This window comes from Providencia stuartii (assembly GCF_029277985.1).
Classification (GTDB): domain Bacteria; phylum Pseudomonadota; class Gammaproteobacteria; order Enterobacterales; family Enterobacteriaceae; genus Providencia; species Providencia zhejiangensis.
Window position 1 is genome coordinate 2,457,327 of sequence record NZ_CP119546.1, and the last position, 23,140, is coordinate 2,480,466.

Annotated in this window: 23 protein-coding genes; 9 read left to right on the forward strand and 14 right to left on the reverse strand. The window is 40.0% G+C overall.

The window, feature by feature from the left end:
- Positions 1-9: 9 nt before the first annotated feature.
- The 6 genes from P2E05_RS10725 to znuA form a co-directional block, all read right to left on the reverse strand.
- Positions 10-672: a fimbrial biogenesis chaperone gene (locus P2E05_RS10725; RefSeq protein WP_154635600.1), complete on the reverse strand. Its 663-nt coding sequence runs from the start codon at positions 670-672 to the stop codon at positions 10-12.
- 179 nt (positions 673-851) lie between these two features.
- On the reverse strand, positions 852-1,382 hold the full coding sequence (locus P2E05_RS10730) for a fimbrial protein (protein WP_154623643.1): 531 nt from the start codon (positions 1,380-1,382) through the stop codon (positions 852-854).
- A 167-nt stretch (positions 1,383-1,549) separates the two neighbouring features.
- Positions 1,550-2,434 carry a LysR family transcriptional regulator gene (locus tag P2E05_RS10735; protein ID WP_272657706.1) on the reverse strand — a complete coding sequence of 295 codons (885 nt, stop codon included), beginning with the start codon at positions 2,432-2,434 and terminating at the stop codon, positions 1,550-1,552.
- Positions 2,435-3,686: 1,252 nt separating this feature from the next.
- Positions 3,687-4,661 carry a lauroyl-Kdo(2)-lipid IV(A) myristoyltransferase gene (gene lpxM / locus P2E05_RS10740; protein ID WP_196713063.1) on the reverse strand — a complete coding sequence of 325 codons (975 nt, stop codon included), beginning with the start codon at positions 4,659-4,661 and terminating at the stop codon, positions 3,687-3,689.
- 109 nt (positions 4,662-4,770) lie between these two features.
- Positions 4,771-6,108, reverse strand: a complete 1,338-nt coding sequence (mepM, locus tag P2E05_RS10745; protein WP_276122739.1) for a murein DD-endopeptidase MepM — start codon at positions 6,106-6,108, stop codon at positions 4,771-4,773.
- Positions 6,109-6,126: 18 nt separating this feature from the next.
- Complete coding sequence (znuA, locus tag P2E05_RS10750; RefSeq protein WP_163861869.1) at positions 6,127-7,086, reverse strand: zinc ABC transporter substrate-binding protein ZnuA; 960 nt, start codon at positions 7,084-7,086, stop codon at positions 6,127-6,129.
- Positions 7,087-7,162: 76 nt separating this feature from the next.
- On the opposite strand from znuA, the gene znuC reads away from it, so the two are divergent.
- The gene (gene znuC, locus P2E05_RS10755; RefSeq protein WP_154622892.1) at positions 7,163-7,930 is read left to right on the forward strand and encodes a zinc ABC transporter ATP-binding protein ZnuC; all 768 of its coding nucleotides are present in this window, start codon (positions 7,163-7,165) and stop codon (positions 7,928-7,930) included.
- Positions 7,923-8,708 carry a zinc ABC transporter permease subunit ZnuB gene (gene znuB, locus P2E05_RS10760; RefSeq protein ID WP_154622891.1) on the forward strand — a complete coding sequence of 262 codons (786 nt, stop codon included), beginning with the start codon at positions 7,923-7,925 and terminating at the stop codon, positions 8,706-8,708. The genes znuC and znuB overlap by 8 nt, the downstream gene beginning before the upstream one ends.
- A gap of 110 nt (positions 8,709-8,818) precedes the next feature.
- Here the strand turns inward: znuB and ruvB are convergent, their stop codons facing one another.
- From ruvB to aspS, 6 genes are all read right to left on the reverse strand, one after another.
- Complete coding sequence (ruvB, locus tag P2E05_RS10765) at positions 8,819-9,829, reverse strand: Holliday junction branch migration DNA helicase RuvB (RefSeq protein ID WP_154622890.1); 1,011 nt, start codon at positions 9,827-9,829, stop codon at positions 8,819-8,821.
- Positions 9,830-9,845: 16 nt separating this feature from the next.
- Complete coding sequence (gene ruvA / locus P2E05_RS10770) at positions 9,846-10,463, reverse strand: Holliday junction branch migration protein RuvA (protein WP_163861871.1); 618 nt, start codon at positions 10,461-10,463, stop codon at positions 9,846-9,848.
- 72 nt (positions 10,464-10,535) lie between these two features.
- Entirely contained in the window at positions 10,536-11,057 is a 522-nt protein-coding gene (gene ruvC, locus P2E05_RS10775; protein WP_154622889.1) for a crossover junction endodeoxyribonuclease RuvC, read from the reverse strand.
- Positions 11,058-11,379: 322 nt separating this feature from the next.
- Entirely contained in the window at positions 11,380-12,123 is a 744-nt protein-coding gene (locus tag P2E05_RS10780; protein ID WP_154622888.1) for a YebC/PmpR family DNA-binding transcriptional regulator, read from the reverse strand.
- Between the two features lie 30 nt (positions 12,124-12,153).
- Positions 12,154-12,585, reverse strand: a complete 432-nt coding sequence (gene nudB, locus P2E05_RS10785) for a dihydroneopterin triphosphate diphosphatase (RefSeq protein ID WP_208852749.1) — start codon at positions 12,583-12,585, stop codon at positions 12,154-12,156.
- A gap of 10 nt (positions 12,586-12,595) precedes the next feature.
- Positions 12,596-14,368 (reverse strand): aspartate--tRNA ligase, encoded by a 1,773-nt coding sequence (gene aspS, locus P2E05_RS10790; protein ID WP_154622886.1) that lies wholly within the window; start codon positions 14,366-14,368, stop codon positions 12,596-12,598.
- 583 nt (positions 14,369-14,951) lie between these two features.
- Between aspS and P2E05_RS10795 the strand changes: the two genes are divergently transcribed.
- From P2E05_RS10795 to P2E05_RS10820, 6 genes are all read left to right on the forward strand, one after another.
- On the forward strand, positions 14,952-15,275 hold the full coding sequence (locus P2E05_RS10795) for a DUF4377 domain-containing protein (protein WP_154622885.1): 324 nt from the start codon (positions 14,952-14,954) through the stop codon (positions 15,273-15,275).
- A 185-nt stretch (positions 15,276-15,460) separates the two neighbouring features.
- Complete coding sequence (locus P2E05_RS10800) at positions 15,461-15,865, forward strand: NUDIX hydrolase (protein ID WP_163861877.1); 405 nt, start codon at positions 15,461-15,463, stop codon at positions 15,863-15,865.
- 155 nt (positions 15,866-16,020) lie between these two features.
- Complete coding sequence (locus tag P2E05_RS10805; protein WP_154622884.1) at positions 16,021-16,419, forward strand: MAPEG family protein; 399 nt, start codon at positions 16,021-16,023, stop codon at positions 16,417-16,419.
- A gap of 133 nt (positions 16,420-16,552) precedes the next feature.
- Positions 16,553-17,308: a carboxy-S-adenosyl-L-methionine synthase CmoA gene (gene cmoA / locus P2E05_RS10810; protein WP_163861880.1), complete on the forward strand. Its 756-nt coding sequence runs from the start codon at positions 16,553-16,555 to the stop codon at positions 17,306-17,308.
- Positions 17,305-18,276: a tRNA 5-methoxyuridine(34)/uridine 5-oxyacetic acid(34) synthase CmoB gene (gene cmoB, locus P2E05_RS10815; protein WP_272657705.1), complete on the forward strand. Its 972-nt coding sequence runs from the start codon at positions 17,305-17,307 to the stop codon at positions 18,274-18,276. The genes cmoA and cmoB overlap by 4 nt, the downstream gene beginning before the upstream one ends.
- A 225-nt stretch (positions 18,277-18,501) precedes the next feature.
- Positions 18,502-19,308 (forward strand): hypothetical protein, encoded by an 807-nt coding sequence (locus P2E05_RS10820; protein WP_154622288.1) that lies wholly within the window; start codon positions 18,502-18,504, stop codon positions 19,306-19,308.
- Between the two features lie 349 nt (positions 19,309-19,657).
- Here P2E05_RS10820 and cutC read toward each other — a convergent pair whose 3' ends face one another.
- Both cutC and P2E05_RS10830 read right to left on the reverse strand, forming a co-directional pair.
- Positions 19,658-20,419, reverse strand: coding sequence for a copper homeostasis protein CutC (gene cutC / locus P2E05_RS10825; RefSeq protein ID WP_154622287.1), 762 nt, complete (start codon positions 20,417-20,419; stop codon positions 19,658-19,660).
- 179 nt (positions 20,420-20,598) lie between these two features.
- On the reverse strand, positions 20,599-21,153 hold the full coding sequence (locus P2E05_RS10830) for a VOC family protein (protein WP_272657704.1): 555 nt from the start codon (positions 21,151-21,153) through the stop codon (positions 20,599-20,601).
- Between the two features lie 228 nt (positions 21,154-21,381).
- On the opposite strand from P2E05_RS10830, the gene argS reads away from it, so the two are divergent.
- On the forward strand, positions 21,382-23,112 hold the full coding sequence (gene argS, locus P2E05_RS10835; RefSeq protein ID WP_163861885.1) for an arginine--tRNA ligase: 1,731 nt from the start codon (positions 21,382-21,384) through the stop codon (positions 23,110-23,112).
- Positions 23,113-23,140 lie beyond the last annotated feature (28 nt).

Below are 23,140 nucleotides of genomic sequence, written 5' to 3' on the forward strand. Positions count from 1 at the left end.
TTCATACTCTTAATTAGATGTTTTTTCAATAATCGCGCCATAGTCATTAATAAATTTAACAACCACTTTCTGATTATTATTTATTGTTTTTTTGATCACATATTCTTTTGAATTAGGGTAGATAAGATCAGCACCTTGAATATTTTCGCCATCAACCAATATATCTCTTACTGACAAGTGGTATGGTGTCTGGTTATTGATGACAACGCCATCTGATTTCTTTTCTATAATAACTTTACTAAAGTCAAATGGCTCAATGTCTTGCGACCTTAAAAACAGCTTAAACTGTGAATTAATAACTATTTGCAATTGATTTTCAATTTTCGAATCTTTAGGTGGAATTGATTTTATATTTAATAAATATAATTTTTCCTGATTTGAGCCAATCGGCTCACCAACATAAGAAATACGTGCCGCCCCATTACTATCAGGCTCAAGACGAAATAATGGTGGTGTCGCAACAAAAGGTGTTTTACCTTCTCCTTCAAATGGGCTTACCCAGCTTTGAATAAGAAATGGTTTTTCTTTATCACTATTATAAATAGGGATATCAATTTCACGTTTATTTTCTTGGTAAACAAAACGCGTTCCACCGACACTGACCCCCGCAGCTGAAGCTAAGTGTGAAATAGAAAATAAAAGAAAAACTGCTGAAAAAATCATTTTCTTCATAATAATGCCATTTTTTGTATTTAGAATGAGAGGGTAACTTTGTTACCCTCTATACCTATTATTCAAATTAGCATATGACTGACATGCTCATTCCCTCCAAACAACGTTATTATTTATGTTGCTTAGAATAGTTTTGGCTTATCGATTAAATGTAATTAGAATTTTAAAGTATATATTTGTTATTGGTATTGAATACTATAAATCGCTGTACCATTTGCTGAACCTGCTGTCGCAGTACCCGTTGCTTTATAACGAGCAACATAGTCTAGTTCTACAGAGTCCCCTGCCGCATTGGTAAATTCAACCAGTTTTGAATCATCAAATAATTTAATTTGCGTTGTGGCATCTTTTTCAAATAAAGCAATACCTACCTGTGTTGCTTGGCCTGTAGTTTGTGCAATCTGCAAAATATCGCGATCGTTATTATCGCGTGTACCACCGAATCTTACCGTCACTTTTGCATTCGCAGGGCAATCAATCAACTTAATTGTGAAATCTTTTAAACCTGCTACTTGCCCTGCTGTTGCTAAGCTTTTTGATGATACCTTACCAAGATCAACCGTTAAATTTTGTGAGCTGCTATCCACAGCACAGGCTAAATCTGTAATTTCCCCTGTAAACTCAATAGTTCCTGAAGCAAACACAGCCGGAGAAGTTGTTACAGCTAAAGCCACCCCTAAAGTTACTAAGGATTTTTTTAGAATACTCATATCGATTCCTATAATTAGATGTTCTGATATTAATGCCACCGTATTAATAATATATTTACTACATACAAGTGTGCGATGGAAATATAACACCAGACGTTTATTTAGTTAACATCCTATTACATTGAATTTTTTGTTATTATATCAAAACAATAAATGTATTATTTTGATTAATCCTTTAATGACTGGTAAAAATTTGAGCTATTATATTTAAACTGATTAATAAACTCTTCTAACACATATTGAGCTAACGAGTTTTTATTAACATACAAATAAAAACTATAATAAATATTATCCGTTGTTATTTTGAGCTGTTTTAATGCGTTTTTATTCAGTTGATTTTGTATTAAATTTTTCGGTAGCCAAGCATAGCCTATACCACTTTCAACCAGTCCAATGACTGTTTCTAATGATGCCGCTTTGATTGTTTGAGCGCTTTTAACAGCATCTTCTATTGAAGACTCCAGAACAATTTTTACGTGTTTAGATAGGTTTTCCAATAATTGAGCATCCTCCACATGTTGTAACATATGTTCAGGTTCAGTAACTAATACAGCCTCTACTTTCTCTAAAAAAATAGGGTTTAAAATTTCAACATAATGATGGGTAATTAAAACATCATAATCCTTTAAGGAGAATATATCCGATTTTACTATGGCTTGCTTAGCAATATCAATATCATAGTCTCTGTGTGTTTGAATAAATCCCCCCATTTTATTTAAAATATTATCTGTTTGGTAAAGAGTATCAATCACCAAATTTATTTTTGAATTATTGTTTTTATTCAGCGATTTAGCCTTATTTTCTAATGAGATCGCTTTATTTGTCAGTTCTCGAGATAATGCTAATAATATTTCCCCTTTTGGCGTTAAAACTGCCCGCCTTTTTTCTAATGAAAATATTTCAATATCTAATGTTTGTTCAAGTTTGCTGATTGTATAGCTAATCGCTGATTGGGTTCGATGTAATACTTCTGCTGCTTGTGCAAACCCGCCACAATCTACGACAGCTTGCAAGGTAATCCATTGGTCCAATGTAGTTCGAGTTTTTTCCATAGCATCTCCAAATCAATTTTTGGACTCAATTTTTATTATTTAATAAAAATATATCAACATATTTAACACTCGTTAATAGGTATAAGCACTTACAGTATATTTTACCATCATTAGTTAAATAATATTTAAGTCAAGAAACATCATGAAACTGAATGAGTTCTTTTATAAATTAACTATCTTGCTTATTTTAAGATGAAAAATAAGACATCTGATTTAGATAATGGCGTTGATGCTATAAAATAAAAATATAAAATAAGTTTATTAAATAGATTTCAATATAATATTAAAGTAAAGTCTCTTAATACGGTTTAAAAAATAAATTAGTCATATTAGGATGATTACTATTGAATATTCATAAAAATTAAAAGCGAGTTTTCAACTCCAAGCTTTCAATTGCTACAAACAAAATGGATTAATATATAATTATTTATAAAAAACCAAAAAACAAAATTCAACTTAAGGCACTACAATAAGCCAGATATATACATCTTGATAATTAAAAATATTTCATTATATCAAAGTGACAAATTATTTTTAATTATTACGTTCTCGACAGCCCACTCGCCCGATGTGAGATAAAATAGAAATAATATAAAGACTTTTATTCATTACCAAATGAGACATTCTCTATCATTCGCTTTATCGGATTCTATATAAAAACTTCAGGTTATTTCGATATCTTGTTTCTTATCTTTCCGTATTTCCCTAAAATTTATACCAATATTAACTTCAGTTAAAGATTATCATATTTAAACAACCCATTTACTGATATTTATAATAATCCCTCCTTTCCTTTTCAAGAGATTAATTTCTTAAATATCCCCTCACACGTGTAATTTATTCATCATATGGCTTACATTGGTCATTGATAAGGATTTTTGACCTTTTCGCTTGATAATTTACTTAACATTGTACTATTCACAGTGTATACCCACATAAAAAACAAGGCATTTCATGTTGACGGCATAATAATAATTTCATTTATTATCAATAACATCTAAATATATTTGACATAAATAAATCATATTAAAAGTTAAGAAAAAAACCATAATAGTAAAAAATAAATATTTTTTATTTTTTTATTACTCACAATACCTACGGTATTAATCGTAATTCGATTACTAAAAAAGGATAAGAAAAGTCTATACAATAAAATATATCGGCTAAAAAAGAAAAACACTTCAACCTTAATAACATGTTGAAGTGTTTTTTTCGTTAAGTACGTCAGAAATAAGCGAGTATTGAGCCGCGACTATCGATATAAATCATCACGCTGATAAGGTTCTATTTCATCACCTTTTCTGGTTTTTAATAACTTAAGTATCCACGTATATTGTTCAGGATTTGGACCAACAAGGAACTCCAGTTCTTCATTCATTCTTCTGGCAATGTATTGATCATCTTGTCCATCAATATCATCCATCGGCTGTCGAATATAAATATGCAGTTGATGTGTACGATGGTCATAGACTGGAAATAAAGGAACTATCTTGGCTTTGCAGACTTTCATTAAGCGCCCCACCGCTGGCAATGTCGCCTTATAGGTCGCAAAAAAATCCACGAATTCACTGTGCTCTTCACCATGGTCCTGATCGGGTAGATAAAACCCCCAATAACCTTGGCGTACAGAGGCGATAAACGGCTTAATCCCCGCTTCCCGAGAATGTAAACGACCACCAAAATGATAGCGTGCTTTATTCCATAAATAATCTGCTACTGGATTTTTTTGATGGTGAAACATGGCTGCCATTTTATGGCCTTTTGCAGCGAGTAACATTGCGGGTGCATCTACAGCCCATCCATGAGGCACCATGAAAATAACATGACTTCCTTGCTGTTTTAAATTATCGATAATCTCTTGATTGTGCCAATGTGTTCTCGCTAGTGTTTTATTCGCACCACGAAGGCAAAGCTCTGCAAGCATCACAAATGATTGGGGGGCAGTTTCAAACATCTTATCAACTAGCTGCTCTCTTTCCTGCTCTGTCAAATCAGGAAAACAATATAATAAATTTATCTTTGCACGACGACGTGCACTTTTCGCCAATTTGCCTACCCATTTCCCCACTTTAGCCAACATGGGATCCCGAATTTTAACAGGTATATAGGCTAAAGCAGCAAACACGCCGGCACCTAGCCAAACACCCCAATATTTAGGCTGTAAATAGGATTTATGAAAGGTAGGCACATAGCCTAATTTACTATCGGTATCTTTGTCTTTATTCATGATGTACCTAAAAGAACTATTTGCGCTCTTTTATAGCTTAAAACGATAACAAGTGGAAGCTTTACAAAAAAAACTGGCAGATATCAATTATCTGCCAGTAGTGAGATGCTTAATTAAGCTTTAACTGTGGTTTCGTTTCTTTCACCATAGCTAAGTATTCTTTACGCTCTTTCCCTGTTAAACCACCTGAGCTAGGCAATTTCGCTGTCAGAGGGTTGACAGCTTGCTGGTTAACCCACATTTCGAAATGCAGATGTGGACCCGTTGAACGCCCTGTATTCCCTGATAACGCAATACGGTCACCACGTTTAACTTTTTGCCCTGGTTTCACAAGCAGCTGACGCAAATGCATATAACGCGTGGTATATTGGCGGCCATGACGAATAGCAACGAAGTTCCCCGCAGCACCGCTGTACTTAGCCACAATAACTTCACCATCACCAACAGCCAGAACGGGTGTTCCTACTGGCATGGCAAAATCAACACCTTTATGGGGAGCCACACGGCCCGTTACAGGGTTAACACGACGAGGATTAAATTGTGATGATACACGGAATTGTTTGGCGGTAGGGAAACGCAGGAAGCCACGCTCTAAACCATTCCCCTCACTGTCGTAATATTTACCGTCTTCAGCACGGAATGCATAATAATCTTTCCCACCACTACGCAAACGCACACCAACGAGCTGGCTCTGTTCGTTAAGGCCATTCAGCATTTCACGGCTCATTAAAACGGTAAACTTATCGCCTTTTTTCAGTTTACGAAAATCAATTTGCCACTGGAGAGCCTTGATCACTTCACGGCCTTCACTACGTGTCAAACCCGCTTGGCTTGCGCTTTGGGCAAAACTACCATTAACGACACCCGGTAAAACACTGTTTTGCCATTCGCCAGTACGGATCTCTTTCTTTTCTTCAAATTTATTGGTACTGCCAACACGGCTATAAACACGTGTTTCACGGCGAGAGACTTCCCATGTGAGTGTGGCAAGTTCGCCTTGTTCTGTTAAGTCCCAATTTAACGTTTGACCAATTTTTAAGTTGCGTAACGCCTTATGCTGGTTTGCTAACGTCGCAACATCGCCTGATTCTATGCCGAATTGGGTTAAAATACTTGAAAGGTTGTCACCACTGGCAACGACATATTCATGAGGGATTGGTGCGCCATCGGTTTCCCCTTCGCTACCATCACCATCCGCGACACCTTCATCAGGTAGTTGATCACTACTATCTTGAATAATGTCATCGGTTGCATCCGTTAAAGGTGCAAATGTAAGAGGAATAACGGTATCTACAGAATTTTCGGTATCAGAGTTAGTTGTTGGTAAATGCGCTGGCCGCCAAATCGCGACGGCCAATGTTGCTATTGTTAATGTCCCTAACATGATTTTGTGAGACTTGGACAGGCTACCGTAAACCTGTGCAAGTCCTTTAGCCATTTGCTGCACTAAACAATTCCTTCTTGTTTAATTCAGGCAGCTCGCGTATTGCTTCGACAGTTGCATTAAAAACTGCATATAGCTATCTGGGCCTATTTCCAGCCCGCTACCTAGCGGGTCGAGAGTTCCCATTTTGACTCCCGTATTCTTAGCAACACTCTCTATGACGGCTGGCCTGAATTGAGGTTCAGCAAAAACACATTGTGCTTTATGCTCAACCAATTGAGTTCGTATTTTATGTAATTTCTGTGCACCAGGCTGAATTTCCGGGTTTATCGTAAAATGCCCCAGTGGAGCTAACCGATAGTGTTTTTCAAAGTAGCCATAAGCATCGTGAAAAACAAAATAGCCCTTGTTTTTGGCTGGCTCTAAAATATTAACAATATTCTTATCATTTTGCGTCATTTTTTCATTGAATTTACGAAGGTTTACGTCCAGCTTCTCTTTTTGGTCAGGATAAAGCACTACCAAACGATCGTGAATATCTAATGCAGCCTGTTTTGCAATCTCTGGTGACAGCCAAATATGCATATTATACTCACCATGATGATGATGTTCGTGATCCTCATCATGATTAGCTTCATCGCCATGGTCATGCCCCTGTTCGTCTTCTTCATTATCCTTCATTAACAATGGGATGATATTTTCCTGTTCAGCCAGCGCTAGACGTTTATTCTGCGGTAATGTCTTGAGTGGCTTATCTAAAAACATTTCCATATCGGGACCTATCCAAACGAATAAGTCTGCCTGTTTAATTTTTTTTAAATCAGACGGTTTAAGTGCATAATCATGCGGTGAAGCACCATCGGGGAGTAATACTTGCGTCTCTGTCACGCCATCAGCGATGCCTGCTGCGATAAAAGCAAGTGGTCGGATGGAGGTCACAACATCCGCTTTTGCGACCGTTGCCATCGTTGTCGTCAGTAGTGAAGCCGTCGCCATTCCTATAATAAATTGTCGGGCATTGAATTGAGATTTATGTATCATAGACGTCTTTTTCCGTGATTTTAATTTTGAAATGTTATAATATAACACAACATGAATTCTGCAAGATGTTTTTCATATGCAACCATTACTGAATTTAAATAAAATTTCTGTTTCCTTTGGCGAAAAGCAAGTGCTGAAAGAGGTGAGTTTCTCACTTAATAAAGGCGATATTATTACCTTATTAGGCCCTAATGGTGCCGGTAAATCGACGATTGTTAGGGTTGTGCTTGGCCTTCTCGCACCAACCTCAGGAACCATTGAACGAGCAAAAGCACTGTCTATTGGTTATGTGCCACAAAAACTACATTTAGATGCCACATTACCATTAACGGTTAAACGCTTTTTGATGTTAAAGCCGAAAGTGCGTACAGAACAATTACTACCCGCTCTCGAACGCGTCAAAGCAACGCACTTACTGAGTCAACCTATGCAAAAGTTGTCAGGTGGTGAAACACAACGTGTATTACTTGCCCGCGCGTTACTCAATGAACCCGACCTTCTGGTACTCGATGAACCCGCTCAAGGCGTTGATGTGAATGGTCAGGTCGCTCTTTATGATTTAATCAATCAGTTGCGTACTGAGCTGGGTTGTGCGGTATTAATGGTGTCACATGACCTTCATTTGGTGATGGCAAAAACAGATAAAGTGTTATGCATCAATGGCCATATTTGCTGCTCAGGCACCCCTGACGTTGTGTCAAATCACCCGGAATTTGTCGCTATGTTTGGTTATCGTGGCGCCTCGCAACTAGGCGTTTACCGCCATCATCACAATCACCAACATGATTTAGAAGGTAATGTCGTAACAACGCATACCCACAACAAGGAATGTCAACATGATTGAGTTGCTTCTACCCGGCTGGATTGCTGGCATGCTACTCGCCATTGCCGCGGGCCCACTCGGATCATTTGTCGTATGGCGTCGTATGTCCTATTTTGGTGACACACTTGCCCATGCGTCTCTATTAGGTGTTGCGTTCGGTTTATTATTTAATATCAATCCATTCTATGCCGTCATTGCTGTCACCTTACTGTTATCGTTGATCTTGGTCTGGCTGGAGCGCCGACCTCAGCTCGCTGTTGATACTTTATTAGGTATCATGGCCCATAGCGCTCTGTCACTGGGATTGGTCGTGGTCAGTCTAATGGCTAATGTCCGTGTTGATTTAATGGCCTATTTGTTTGGCGACCTACTCTCGGTAACTTACGATGATATTATCACTATCTTGATTGGCGTGATTGTCGTGTGTGGATTACTATTTTGGCGATGGCGTTCGTTGTTATCTATGACGGTCAATCAAGAGCTTGCTTTTGTTGATGGAGTCGATATTCAACGTCTTCGTCTGTTATTGATGTTAGTCACCGCATTAACTATTGGTATTGCGATGAAGTTTGTTGGGGCATTAATCATTACATCTTTATTAATTATCCCAGCAGCAACGGCTCGACGTTTTGCTCGCACACCTGAACAAATGGCCGTTGTGGCAATTTTGATTGGAATGTTATCTGTAACAGGGGGCTTAGCTTTCTCTGCCTTTTACGATACCCCTGCGGGCCCTTCCGTGGTACTAACGGCCGCGATACTATTTGCTGTTAGTTTATTAGCAAAAGTCAAAAACTGATCTTTTCGCGCGTATGTTGAGGCGTGTTATTCTCTAACGTATTGCGTCATTTTCATCAAAAATCCCTTGTTTTTAACAAGGGATTTTTTTAGCCGATAATGTCGTACAACTTACACGTCTTTCGGTGTTAAACCAAAGTGTAAGTATGCATGGGCCGTTGCCATGCGACCCCGTGGCGTTCGTTGGATAAAACCTTGTTGGATCAGAAATGGTTCTAGAACATCTTCGATTGTTTCACGCTCTTCACCTATCGCCGCTGCAAGGTTATCAACACCGACCGGCCCTCCCATAAACTTATCAATAATCGCGACAAGCAGTTTTCTATCCAAGTAGTCAAAGCCTGCTGCATCCACATTCAGCATATCGAGCGCTTGACTCGCAATGAGCTCATTGATTGAGCCATCACCTTTTACTTGTGCAAAGTCACGCACACGACGCAATAAACGATTAGTTATCCGCGGAGTACCACGTGAACGCATCGCAACTTGACGCGCCCCCTCTTCACTGATTTCTAACCCCATAAATTGAGCGCTACGCTTCACGATATGCTGTAGATCATCAACGTTATAGAATTCAAGACGTTGTACAATACCAAAGCGATCACGCAATGGTGATGTTAATGACCCAGCCCGTGTCGTTGCGCCAATTAAGGTAAAAGGAGGTAGGTCAATTTTAATTGAGCGTGCCGCTGGCCCTTCGCCAATCATAATGTCGAGTTGGTAATCTTCCATGGCGGGATAAAGAATTTCTTCAACGACTGGCGACAAACGATGGATTTCATCAATAAAGAGTACATCATGAGGCTCTAAATTGGTCAGCATTGCGGCTAGGTCACCCGCTTTTTCGAGCACGGGTCCTGACGTGGTACGTAAATTTACGCCCATCTCATTTGCCACAATACCGGCAAGTGTCGTTTTCCCCAAACCCGGCGGACCAAAAATTAATAGATGATCAAGCGCATCACCTCGTAACTTAGCCGCTTGAATAAAGATCTCCATTTGTTCTTTGACTTGCGGCTGACCGATATACTCATTGAGTAATTTTGGTCGAATAGCGCGGTCAATCGCTTCTTCTTCATCATGGATCACTTCAGCAGAAATTAGGCGGTCAGCTTCAATCATCGTTATATTCTCTCAATCAGAGTGCTGCACGTAATGCATCACGGATCAATGTCTCACAATCACTGTCTGGTTTGGCGACTTTACTGACCATACGGCTGGCTTCTTGCGGCTTATAACCTAATGCCACCAGCGCGGTTGTCGCTTCTGCTTCAATATCGGCACGATTAGGTAGATGACTGTTGACATCTGGTAGCTTAATATCCGTATGTTGGTTAAATAAATCACCATTAAGGCCTTTAAAACGGTCTTTCATTTCAACAACTAAGCGTTCCGCTGTTTTCTTACCAATGCCCGGTAGCTTAACCAACGATGAAATAGCTTCTTTCTCTATAGCAGAAACAAATTGCTGTGCTGACATACCCGATAAGATTGCTAAAGCAAGTTTTGGCCCTACGCCATTCACTTTAATCAATTCTTTAAAGAGTGCCCTTTCTTGCTTATCATTAAAACCGTACAGCAATTGAGCATCTTCACGCACAACAAAATGAGTAAAAACAATGGCTTCTTGGCCTATTTCAGGTAGTTCATAAAAACAAGTCATTGGCATATGAACTTCATAACCAACACCTTGCAACTCTAACAGAACAATGGGAGGTTGTTTTTCTAATACGATGCCACGTAAACGACCAATCACAATGAAGCCCTCAGGTTATTTTATTAATAGCGCTGTTTATACCACAAAAAAGGCTGGATGCATATCCAGTCACTATCTTAATCGACCGCGCGTTAATATTAGGCGGGGATCTCCTACTCGAAGTAGGTTCTGGTTAAAGTGGCAATGGGTGATAGCAATGGCTAATGCATCGGCCGCATCCGCTTGTGGGTTTGCAGACAGTTTAAGTATCGATTTAACCATATGCTGTACTTGGCTTTTTTCAGCAGCCCCCGTCCCCACAACTGTTTGCTTTACCTGCCGTGCTGCATATTCAAATACAGGAATGTTTTGATTAACACTCGCGACAATCGCAACCCCTCGCGCTTGACCGAGTTTTAATGCCGAGTCTGCATTTTTGGCCATGAAAACTTGTTCGATCGCTAATACATCGGGTTGATATTGTGTGATAATTTCCGAGACTCCCGCATAAATTCGCTGCAAGCGACTGGGTAAGTCATCAACTTGAGTGCGGATGCAACCACTCCCCAAATACAGAAGTTGTCGGCCTTGTTGGCGGATAACACCGTAGCCCGTGACTCGAGAGCCGGGATCTATACCTAAAATAATCGCCATATCAAAGCCTATTAATATTCATTATTACTTTTAACATCATCTTATCGATATATTTTAGACGCTACAATAGCGACTTCCCAACCATAAGTTGAGTCGATTATTATACATAAATAAGCAAAGTAATTGATAAGAAATGGAAATTGAAAAGAGGCGCGAGAGAAAGTAGGAATATACTCTCAATAAATCTTGGTGCAGCTCAGCAACCAAAGCCTGTTGCTAGGAGCCTATATCACTCTGTGACTACCTAAAATGTCTGTAGCCAACAAGCGTGCACTTCAAGTGTGGCGAGTATAGCCTCTTTCTCTACGCGAGTAACATCTGATTACAACTGAGCGGCGACTTCGTCTGAGATGTCACCATTGTGATAAACTTCTTGTACGTCGTCAGAATCTTCCAGCATATCAATCAGACGCAGTAATTTAGGTGCCGTTTCGACATCTAATTCTGCTTTTGTTGATGGGATCATGGAAACTTCTGCACCTTCACTTGTGAAACCAGCGGCATCAAGCGCATCCTTCACTTCACCAAAGGTCTCTGGTGTTGTGTAAACATCGATCGCTCCGTCATCGTAGGTTTCAACATCTTCCGCGCCAGCTTCCAATGCCGCTTCCATCAGTGCATCTTCATCCACACCAGGCGCGTAAGTAATCACACCACGTTTAGTAAATAAGTAAGAAACTGAACCATCAGTGCCTAAGTTACCGCCAGTTTTAGTGAAAGCATGACGAACTTCGGAAACGGTACGATTACGATTATCGCTCAAGCATTCAACCATCACGGCTGTACCACCTGGGCCATAACCTTCATAAATGATAGTTTCCATATTATCATTTTCATCATTCCCTACACCACGCGCAATCGCACGGTTCAGGGTATCACGTGTCATGTTATTGGATAATGCTTTATCCACAGCGGCACGTAAACGTGGGTTAGTCGCAGGGTCACCGCCCCCTAAACGTGCAGCTGTCACCAGCTCACGGATAATTTTAGTGAAAATTTTACCGCGCTTAGCATCTTGTGCCGCTTTACGGTGCTTGGTGTTGGCCCATTTACTATGACCTGCCATGAAATCTCTCCAAAAACGTCAATAAAATAATTAAACAGCAAATTCTAAAATAGCTTGACGGTTACTCCATGATTTCGTTAATTCCGCCGCTTTTTCTGGCGGCAGCCAACAAAATTCAGTATGTTCCGTCAAAATTGGTACGCGTTCTTCACTGAGTACCATTTTAAACCAATGCTCTTTACAGTGAGTAACATTAGGAGCATAACGATGCCTGAAATGCGCAAAGATTTCAAAAGTGACTTCGCGCGCTAAATCGAAAAACTGCCCTTCCTGAGGAAGAAACCCAGTTTCTTCGACAACTTCTCGCATTGCCGTTTCAAGGCGATCTTCGTTATTTTCCAAACTGCCGGTCACTGACTGCCAGAAATCGGGATCATCCTGACGTCTTAGCATCAGAACATTACCGCTGTTTTCAGCGGTAATGATCACCAATACCGATTCTGGGCGTTTAAAACCCTTCATAACGAATGAATTAGTCTTCCGCGTCTTTTGCAACGACTGAAATCGCCAATTCTGTCAATGCGTCAGGGTTGGCGTGACTTGGTGCATTCGTCATTAAACATGCCGCTGCCGTTGTTTTAGGGAAAGCGATAACATCGCGGATATTATCGGTACCGGTTAACAACATGACGAGACGGTCAAGACCAAATGCTAAACCTGCATGTGGTGGTGTACCATATTTTAATGCATCTAGCAGGAAGCCAAATTTTTCTGCTTGCTCTTCTTCATTAATACCCAGAATATTAAACACGGTTTGTTGCATTTCACTGCGATGGATACGTACTGAACCGCCACCGACTTCGTAGCCATTGATGACCATATCATACGCGTTAGCAACCGCATCTTCTGGTTTCTTAGCCAGATCTTCTGGTGAATAATCACGTGGAGAAGTGAATGGATGGTGCATTGCCGTTAAACCACCTTCCCCATCATCTTCAAACATTGGGAAATCAATAACCCATAGCGGCTTCCAGCTATTTAAATCTGTAATGGCAAAATCGCGTCCAACCTTCAGACGTAAAGCGCCCATTGAATCCGTCACGATATTTTTCGCGCCAGCACCGAATAAGAGGATATCACCGTCCGCCGCATCCGTAATATCAAGCAATTGATTAATGATTTCTTCATTTAAGAATTTAGCGACTGGGCTTTGAATCCCTTCTGCCCCTTTGGCGCGCTCATTAACCTTCATCCAGGCAAGTCCTTTAGCACCATAGATACCGACAAATTGACCATACTCGTCAATTTGTTTACGTGTCATGGCTGCTCCGCCTGGTACTTTTAATGCGACCACGCGGCCTTTCGGATCATTCGCGGGCTGTGCAAAAACAGCGAATTCAACATTTTTAACGATATCGGCAACATCAACCAATTCCATTGGGTTACGCAGGTCTGGCTTGTCTGAACCATAACGACGCATTGCTTCTGCAAAAGTCATTATAGGGAAATCACCTAAATCAACATTCTTCACGTCTTGCCATAATTGGCGGATCATGCGTTCCATGATTTCACGCACTTGTTCCGCCGTCATAAATGACGTTTCAACATCGATCTGAGTAAATTCAGGTTGACGATCTGCACGCAAGTCTTCGTCACGGAAGCACTTCACGATCTGGTAATAACGGTCAAAACCCGACATCATCAGCAATTGTTTAAACAATTGTGGTGACTGCGGTAATGCATAAAACTTGCCTTTATGAACACGGCTTGGTACCAAGTAGTCACGAGCCCCTTCTGGGGTTGCTTTTGTGAGCATTGGTGTTTCAACATCAACAAACCCTTCTTCATCCATAAAACGGCGGACAAAACTGGTGATTTTAGCTCGGGTGCGTAGACGCTCTGACATCTCAGGACGGCGAAGGTCAAGGTAACGATACTTTAAGCGACGCTCTTCTGTATTCGTTTGATTACTATCCAGAGGTAATGGCTCTGATTTATTAAAGACATTAAGCTCTTCAGCAAAGATTTCAATTTCCCCTGTCGCCATATCTTTATTTTTTTGGTTATCTGGGCGAGCACGGACAGTCCCTGTAATCTGTATACAGAATTCATTACGCAATTCCGAAGCTTTTTCAAAGAGGTCTTTGCGCTCTGGATCGAAAAAGACTTGAACGACCCCTTCACGGTCACGCATATCGATAAAAATCAAACCACCTAAATCACGACGGCGGTTTACCCATCCACAAAGAGTGACTTTTTGGCCTTCATGGGCAATATTTAACTGCCCACAATAGTTAGTACGCATACAATATCCTTTTTACTCAGCTTGTTGTGCATTTGCTTGCTGCGGAAATTTGGCATTTTGCTGAACATTCAGAATGTCAAAAAAGGCAGACATTATACAGGAAATTCTGTTGCACAAACAGTTACGTATTAGGAGGCAATACCTAATATTTTTGTTTTTAATCATATTTGCATCGATTAAAAGGTCGCCAACATAACGTAACGAGTACTGTACATTGATAGAGACAGAATTTATGACTGAGGGTAATTTTAAGTGACTCTGTCGGTGATGTACATATTCCAACTCGGGTTTATTTTCTCTTGATTGCTTAATAGACAGGCCATGCCCCCGCCAATATCTATTCATTGACTAGCCAATAAAGGACAAAACCATCAATATTCGCAATCTAGGCCACTTAATAACCAAACGACGCATTGACTTGATGATGGCATATTGCATCAGTCATAAAGAAAATGTGATAAATAAAAAGATTCCACGCACCAATAAACTACCTGTTTCATTTCACATTCATCGATTTCAGAATCATTACCGCTGTTATTTGTTATAATTACACTAATTTCAACTGTATGTATAAGGTTATTCGATGAAAAAATGTGTATTCGTTTCTTCACTCCTTTTTGTTCTTGTAGGCTGCCAAACAGTGAAAACTACTGATAACACTAAAACTTTTTATATCGATTCAACTCTCGCGGATTGTGTCGGCGTTGCTCCGATGAAATGTATGAAAATCAAACAGAACCAACAGGCTGATTGGGAACTGTTCTATGGCACTATCCAAGGATTTGACTACCAACCGGGTTATCAATATACCTTAAAAGTCAACCAATTTGATGTCGCCAACCCGCCAGCAGACGCGCCAAGCCTGCGTTATGAGTTGGTTGAAATCATCAACAAAACCAAAAAATAAGTTTATTGTATTTTAAATCCGACCATGAGGACTTTATCACTCAACCACCCCATGGTCATTCAAACACATTCCCCATTGTTTTCATTATATTTGGGTAATATTATTGGTTACCTTAAATGGCGTAAAACAACTGGCGCCTATACACAGCATAGTAAAAAACATTCAACAGAAGGTAATGGCTCACCGTGAACCATAAAATTATCGATAAATTAGGTTTAATTACACTTTCTAACCGAAAAGTTGCCATGGTTCGTTCCCATAATAAAGAATTGTTTTACATTCCAGGTGGAAAACGTGAGCCAGATGAAAGTGATGAGCAGGCCTTGTGCCGTGAAATTAACGAAGAGTTAACCTTAACGTTAGAGAAGGACTCAATACGTTTTTATGGGGAGTTTATTGGCCCTGCTGATGGTAAACAAGAAGGTACGCAAGTGCGTATTCGTTGTTATTTTGCCAATTATGATGGGGTCGCTCAGCCTGCCGCGGAAATTGCAGAACTTGCTTGGTTTAATAGCTCAAATTTAGGCCATTGTTCCGCCACAGCCGCAAGGGTTGTTTCGCAACTACAACAAGACAACCTAATTGATTAAATAACAACCTGAACGTGTTTGGGATTTGTGTAAACTTTGTTTGAATATTAATGATTAATAGTTTTACTATTAGTAAATTTTACTAGTTTCTATTAATATAATGCGTAGTTTTAATCAGTTAGTCAGTCAATTTGATTAAGCAATGGAGTGAATAAATGGTCAGCTCTCTGTATGCTGTACTGGGCGCTTTGTTACTACTTAAGCTATCGTTAAATGTTGTAAAGCTCAGAAATCAATACCGTGTATCTTATGGTGACGGGGGTTTTTATGAGTTACAGACTGCGATCCGCGTTCATGGTAACGCAATTGAATATATTCCTATCGCTTTAATTTTGCTACTGTTTATGGAAATGAACGGTGCACAAGTTTGGATGATCCACCTTTGTGGACTAATTCTGATTGCAGGACGAGTCCTACATTCTTATGGTTTGAAAAATCATGACGGCTCTTATCGTCGTTCAGGTATGGCGGCAACGTATATCGCAATGACGTTAATGGTTATCGCCAATATTTACTACCTACCTTGGATCCAAATTTTTTCTTTCAATCTTTAGTTATTATTATCAATGCGGCACTGTGAACGAGTGTCGTAAAACTTTTATTGCACTTTTGACCGATTGATTTTCAGGTTACGTCCCTTTTCTGCTACAATCCGCAACTACTTTTTGTTTTATATATACAGATCTTATGTCAAGTCAGGAATCCAATAACAAAGACAGCCTCTTTAGCGCCCCAATTGCTAATTTGGGTGATTGGCAATTTGATGAAAAAGTTGCCGAAGTCTTTCCCGATATGATCCAGCGTTCCGTACCGGGTTATTCAAACATCATTACGATGATTGGCATGTTAGCAGGCCGTTTTGTCACCGAAAATAGTCATGTTTATGACCTTGGTTGCTCATTAGGCGCTGCAACACTCTCTATACGTCGTAATATTACAGCTCAGCATTGTCAGATTATCGCTGTCGACAATTCACCCGCCATGATTGAACGTTGCCGTCGCCATCTTGATGCCTATAAGGCAGAAACGCCTGTGGAGGTTATTGAAGGTGACATTCGCGATGTCCATATTGAAAATGCCTCGATGGTGGTGCTCAACTTTACGTTGCAGTTTCTTAATCCGAATGACCGCCAACAGTTATTAAATAAAATCTATCAAGGTCTCAAACCTGGTGGCATTCTTGTGTTATCGGAAAAATTCAATTTTGAAGACCACGAAATTGGTGAATTATTATTCAATATGCATCATGATTTTAAACGTGCTAATGGCTATAGCGAGTTAGAGATTAGTCAAAAACGTAGCATGCTAGAAAATGTGATGCTAACAGATTCCGTTGACACACATAAATCACGTTTAAAACAAGCAGGTTTTACTCACTGTGAAGTGTGGTTCCAATGCTTTAATTTTGGCTCGTTATTAGCCCTTAAAGAGGCTCAGTTATGATCGATTTTGGCCGTTTTTATCAGCAAATCGCAACAGGCCCTTTAAGCCATTGGCTTGATACGCTACCAGCACAACTTAGCGAGTGGAAAAGCAACCAATTGCATGGCGGCTTTAAGTCTTGGGAAAAAATGCTAGATAATTTACCTATCATGGAACCAACCCATCTAGACTTAAAAAATAGTGTCACGGCACTACGCGAACCTGAGTTATCCGCGGGTGAAACACGCCGCCTAAACAATATTCTTGAGCAACTAAAACCTTGGCGTAAAGGCCCTTTTTCGCTCTATGGGATTAACATTGATACTGAATGGCGTTCTGATTGGAAATGGGATCGCGTTTTACCACACATTTCCCCTTTAAAGGATAAGATGATCCTTGATGTCGGTTGCGGCAGTGGTTACCACATGTGGCGAATGTTAGGTGAAGGCGCTTCATTTGTTGTCGGGATAGATCCAACGCAACTCTTTCTTTGCCAGTTTGAAGCCATAAGAAAATTATTGGGGGATGATCAGCGCGCTCACCTCTTACCATTAGGAATTGAGCAACTGCCAACGCTTGCTGCTTTTGATACCGTATTTTCAATGGGAGTACTCTATCATCGCCGTTCACCACTCGACCATTTGTGGCAACTGAAAAACCAATTAGTCAATGAAGGCGAACTGGTACTAGAAAGTCTAGTTATCGAGGGGGATGAATTTCAGTGTTTAGTACCGGGCGACCGCTACGCACAAATGCGCAATGTTTACTTTATTCCCTCTGCAAAAATGCTGAAAGTGTGGTTAGAAAAATGCGGTTTTGTCGATGTTCGCATTGTTGACCAAGCGATTACAACGGTTGAAGAGCAACGTCGTACTGAATGGATGAAAACAGATTCACTGGCTGAATTTTTAGATCCTCATGATACGACCAAAACTATTGAAGGCTATCCTGCGCCATTACGCGCCATCCTTGTTGCACGTAAACCATAAAATCATAGAATAAGGGTGGCTAATGCCACGCTTATTCTTTTCCCAGCGATTATTCATCATTTTAAATCTGTCGTTATTAATACTAATTTAAATACTTAGGTCATAATAGATTAACCAAACTGTATAAACATTTTATTTCCTCAAAGCTTATCGATATAATAATATTTATATCAATATGAAATAAAATTTAATTATTGTTAATTACAGACTTATTTGGATATTCTTATGAAGCCTTCCCTTATTTTTATCGTTCCTTTCTCTTTTCTTTTACTCGCTTGCTCTCCTCCAGAAAATAGAATTCATACCGCAATAAAAAAAGAGATTGCCACATATTACCCTGACCCTGATTCAATACAATATAAAGATATTGTTGTTCATCGAAATGCCAATGAAGCTATCGTTTGTGGTGAATTTAATGCAAAGAACAATCAAAATGAGTTGATGGGGTTTAAACCATTTGTCAGTGAAATTTATATTGGTGACAATATAGAGATCAACTCTATTCGCGTTGGTAATCGTATTCGCAAAGAGAGTTTTCCTGCCTTAGTTTGTCAGCATGGCAGCTATGATGAAGGTGTTAAAGCACAGAATCGGCAAAATAAAGCGTTTTTAGATAATATGAATGGGTTAGCTCAGATAGAAAGCTATATTGACGATTCATCCGTCGGCAATCGTGTAAGGTCTTACCTTATTAATAGAGCAAAAGAGATCTACGAGAATGAATTAAGCCCCGAAACACTCAAGGTCGTGGACTCCACTGAAGGTCGTTTGGTCACTGTTGTTGCCTATAAAAAAGGTGATGATGTCTACTTTGCTTCTATACTCAACCAAGAGATCTATGAGTTAGAACCAATAAAAAATTCCGTCGTAAAATATATTCATGGGGCTGAAAAAGATAAGAACCTCGTTGTGTTAGGAAATTATACGACGGAAGATAATGGTGAAAAAGTCTCTGAACTGCTCCTATTAGCCGTAGAGATCCTAGAAAATGGTGTATCATATGCAAATGCCGTTTTCCCAGCCAAGTCTTAATTAAACGTCATTTAATTGGGCACATTATTTTTTATAATTGCCCAATCAATTTAAGTGTATTTATCGCATAAAGAAGGTTATCTTATACGCCATTACGTCTATTTTATCGATACAACCAATCATATTATTGACGCCTTTAAAGAGTGAAATTATTGTCGTCGAGTTGATACCTTCTTATTATCGCCCTACTCTTTATTTCTAGAGCAATATTATCTCTAATGGGCTTGGTATATTATTTATCGTGAAAAGAATACATTCGATGATATATTGTTAATATTGATTAACTGACCAAAAAAAGAGAGATAAATATCCCTCTTTTTTATCGTTCTATTGTTGAATAACGTCGCCGCTATGCCGAAATTTTTTCAGTAATCGAAATAAAATCTTTCATTGCCTCAACTGTTGGCCCATCAACACAGTAATGTGTAAACTCATCATTTTCACTGTTTGATGCCATCGTCACACCAACTTTACGGTAGTTCATGCTTGAGGGAACTGATTTACCCGCTGAGCTGTGCACTTCCGTCAAACCGATTTCCATAAACTTACTTAAATTGGCTAATCGTACCCCAGCGCCAGCCATAATGATTGGGCCATTGATTTCTCGGCTTTTTTCGTTTAGCTCTTTCAGTAATGGTAAACCTAACTCTGCATTTTGTTGTTGTCCAGAGGTCAGGATCCGAGCCACACCTAAGTTTTTTAACTGCTCAAGGGCAAGCAATGGATTAATACACATATCAAAGGCACGGTGAAAAGTAATATGCATTCCTTGTGCTATTTCCATCAATATATGCATACGATCAATATCAATACGCCCTTCGGTATCAAGGATACCGATGACAGCACCAGGAAAGCCCATTTCTTTTACCATAATCAAATCATCTCTGATCACATCAAATTCATTTGTGTCATAGCAAAAATCACCGCCGCGAGGGCGAATTATTGGGTGAACGGGAATATGCAGTTTTTCGTTTGCTAACTTTAAATACCCATAACTCGGTGTTAGGCCACCATCAGCTGCACCAGAACATAATTCAATGCGATCAGCGCCATATTCTTGGGCGACTTGAGCGCATTCAATACCAAAACAGCAAATCTCCAGCTTTGCCATGACCACCTCCAAATATAGAATCAAACTCTGACGTTAAAACTTAATTCATCAACTTAATATGAGCCTGTTATTCGTTAACATTTAGCTAATAATGCCATTAATTTCTGAGCGTTATCGGATAGATATCACACCATGAACAGTTTTTTCCGAATTATTAGTCATAACGTTAATTGCATCACTTATTTTTCGCTTTCTATCACCTGTTTTAGCGTGTAAGGGTGATATTTTACCGTTATCTCCCCATTAGTGACTGCTAATGTTGGATTTGGCAAGCTTTCACTCTGCCCTTTAGGCTGGCTCATTTTCACGCTATAACCTTCTGGTAGCGGTTGAGGTAACAGGTCAAGCGCCGCACTTTCTAACTGTTCAGGCGCGACGTTCATCACCAGCTCAATATGTTCCCATGATTCTTGGGCATACCTTTTATCTTTTGGAAAAGGGAGTTCAACGACAGAGACTTCCTGAGCTGCAATCACTAAAGGTCTATTAAGCTCAAATAAACAAATAGGACGTCCGTTGATTTCATTTTCAGATAAAAGCTGAGCGCATTTTAATAGGCCTTTTTGCCAACGTTGTGCTGTCTCAATATGATGGCAACGAACAGAAATGTGGTCAATCTGATAATCAGTGAGTGAAAGAGATAACTCTGCCGCCACCTTCGCTAATTTTTGCTCAAACTCAGGTAATGCATTCCACAAATCATGCAACTCAAGCACTTCAACAAATTCAGTCATTCAACATACTCTTTTTCATACATTAATATTTCGTGTGTTAAATCACTCGTCGTGGGTATCCTCATTCAAATTGAAGAATGATCAGCAGACAGTGAATAAAACGGCTTGACTGTAGCACGACTCCTCAAAAATATGGTATAAAACCTGCCGAATTTTCTCTTCTTTCTTTTAGTTCTGCGCGTGTAATGGCACAATGCGCTAACTATGTTCGTTATTTAAGGTAATCCGGTGAATATTCAGGCTATTCTTTCAGATAAAATCAGTGCTGCAATGCAGGCAGCGGGAGCCCCAGAAGGCAGTGATGCACTTGTGCGTCAATCAGCAAAAGCCCAATTTGGTGACTATCAAGCAAATGGTGTCATGGGCGCAGCGAAAAAAATGGGCATCAATCCCCGACAACTGGCCGAGCAAGTTGTCAGCCATTTAGATCTTGAAGGTATTGCAAGCAAAATAGACATTGCTGGGCCGGGTTTCATCAATATCTTTCTTGAGCCAAACTGGATCACGACCCAAGCTGAACACGCATTGAGCAGTGACCACCTTGGCTTATCACCCGTGAAATCTGAAACGATAGTTATCGACTACTCTGCCCCGAACGTCGCTAAACAAATGCACGTGGGCCATTTACGTTCAACGATTATCGGTGATGCTGCTGCCCGTACCTTAGAGTTTTTAGGTCATAAAGTGATCCGCGCTAACCACGTAGGTGACTGGGGTACCCAATTTGGTATGCTCATTGCTTATCTTGAAAAGATGCAAAATGAAAATGCCAGTGACATGGCACTGGCTGATCTCGAAGAGTTTTACCGCGAAGCGAAACAGCATTATGACTCAGATGAGGCTTTTGCCGAACGTGCGCGCGGTTATGTGGTGAAACTGCAATCAGGTGATGAGTATTGCCGCAAAATGTGGCGTAAATTGGTTGATATCACCATGCAACAAAATCAGCAAACCTATCATCGCCTCAATGTTACTTTGACTGAAGATGATGTGATGGGTGAAAGTCTCTATAACGATATGTTGCCAGGGATTGTTGCGGATCTTAAAGCCAAAGGCTTAGCGGTTGAAAGCGAAGGAGCCACCGTCGTTTACCTTGATGAATTTAAAAACAAGGAAGGCGAACCAATGGGTGTCATCATCCAGAAAAAAGACGGCGGTTTTTTATATACAACAACCGATATTGCTTGTGCTAAATATCGCCACGAGGTTCTGCATGCAGATCGTGCTCTTTACTATATTGACTCACGTCAGCATCAACACTTGATGCAAGCTTGGACCATTGTTCGTAAAGCTGGCTATATTCCTGAGTCTATGTCACTTGAACACCATATGTTCGGGATGATGTTAGGTAAAGATGGCAAACCTTTCAAAACACGTTCTGGTGGCACCGTTCGCCTTTCTGATTTATTAGATGAAGCGATCGAACGCGCGCAAATTCTAATCCGTGCTAAAAATCCTGATATGCCCGAAGATGAGCTTAATAATGTTGCTAATGTTGTTGGTATTGGTGCCGTTAAATATGCGGATCTATCAAAAAGCCGTACAACAGACTACATTTTTGATTGGGATAACATGCTCGCTTTCGAGGGAAATACCGCGCCATATATGCAATATGCCTACACCCGTGTCGCCTCAATCTTCAAAAAAGCCAACATCACACAAGCTGATCTGACTCAGCCAATGGCGTTACAAGATCCTCGTGAACTCGCACTTGCTACTCGTCTCATGCAGTTTGAAGAAACAATATTGATGGTAGCACGTGATGGTACGCCTCATGTCATGTGTGCTTATCTGTATGATTTAGCAGGTCTGTTCTCTAGTTTCTACGAGCACTGCCCTATTTTAACTGCTGAAAACGATGCACAACGTCAAAGCCGTTTAAAACTCGCACTATTAACTCAAAAAACCTTGAAAGCGGGCTTAGATACATTAGGCATCGAAACTGTCGAACGCATGTAATATACCGCTTGACCATCAACCCATATCC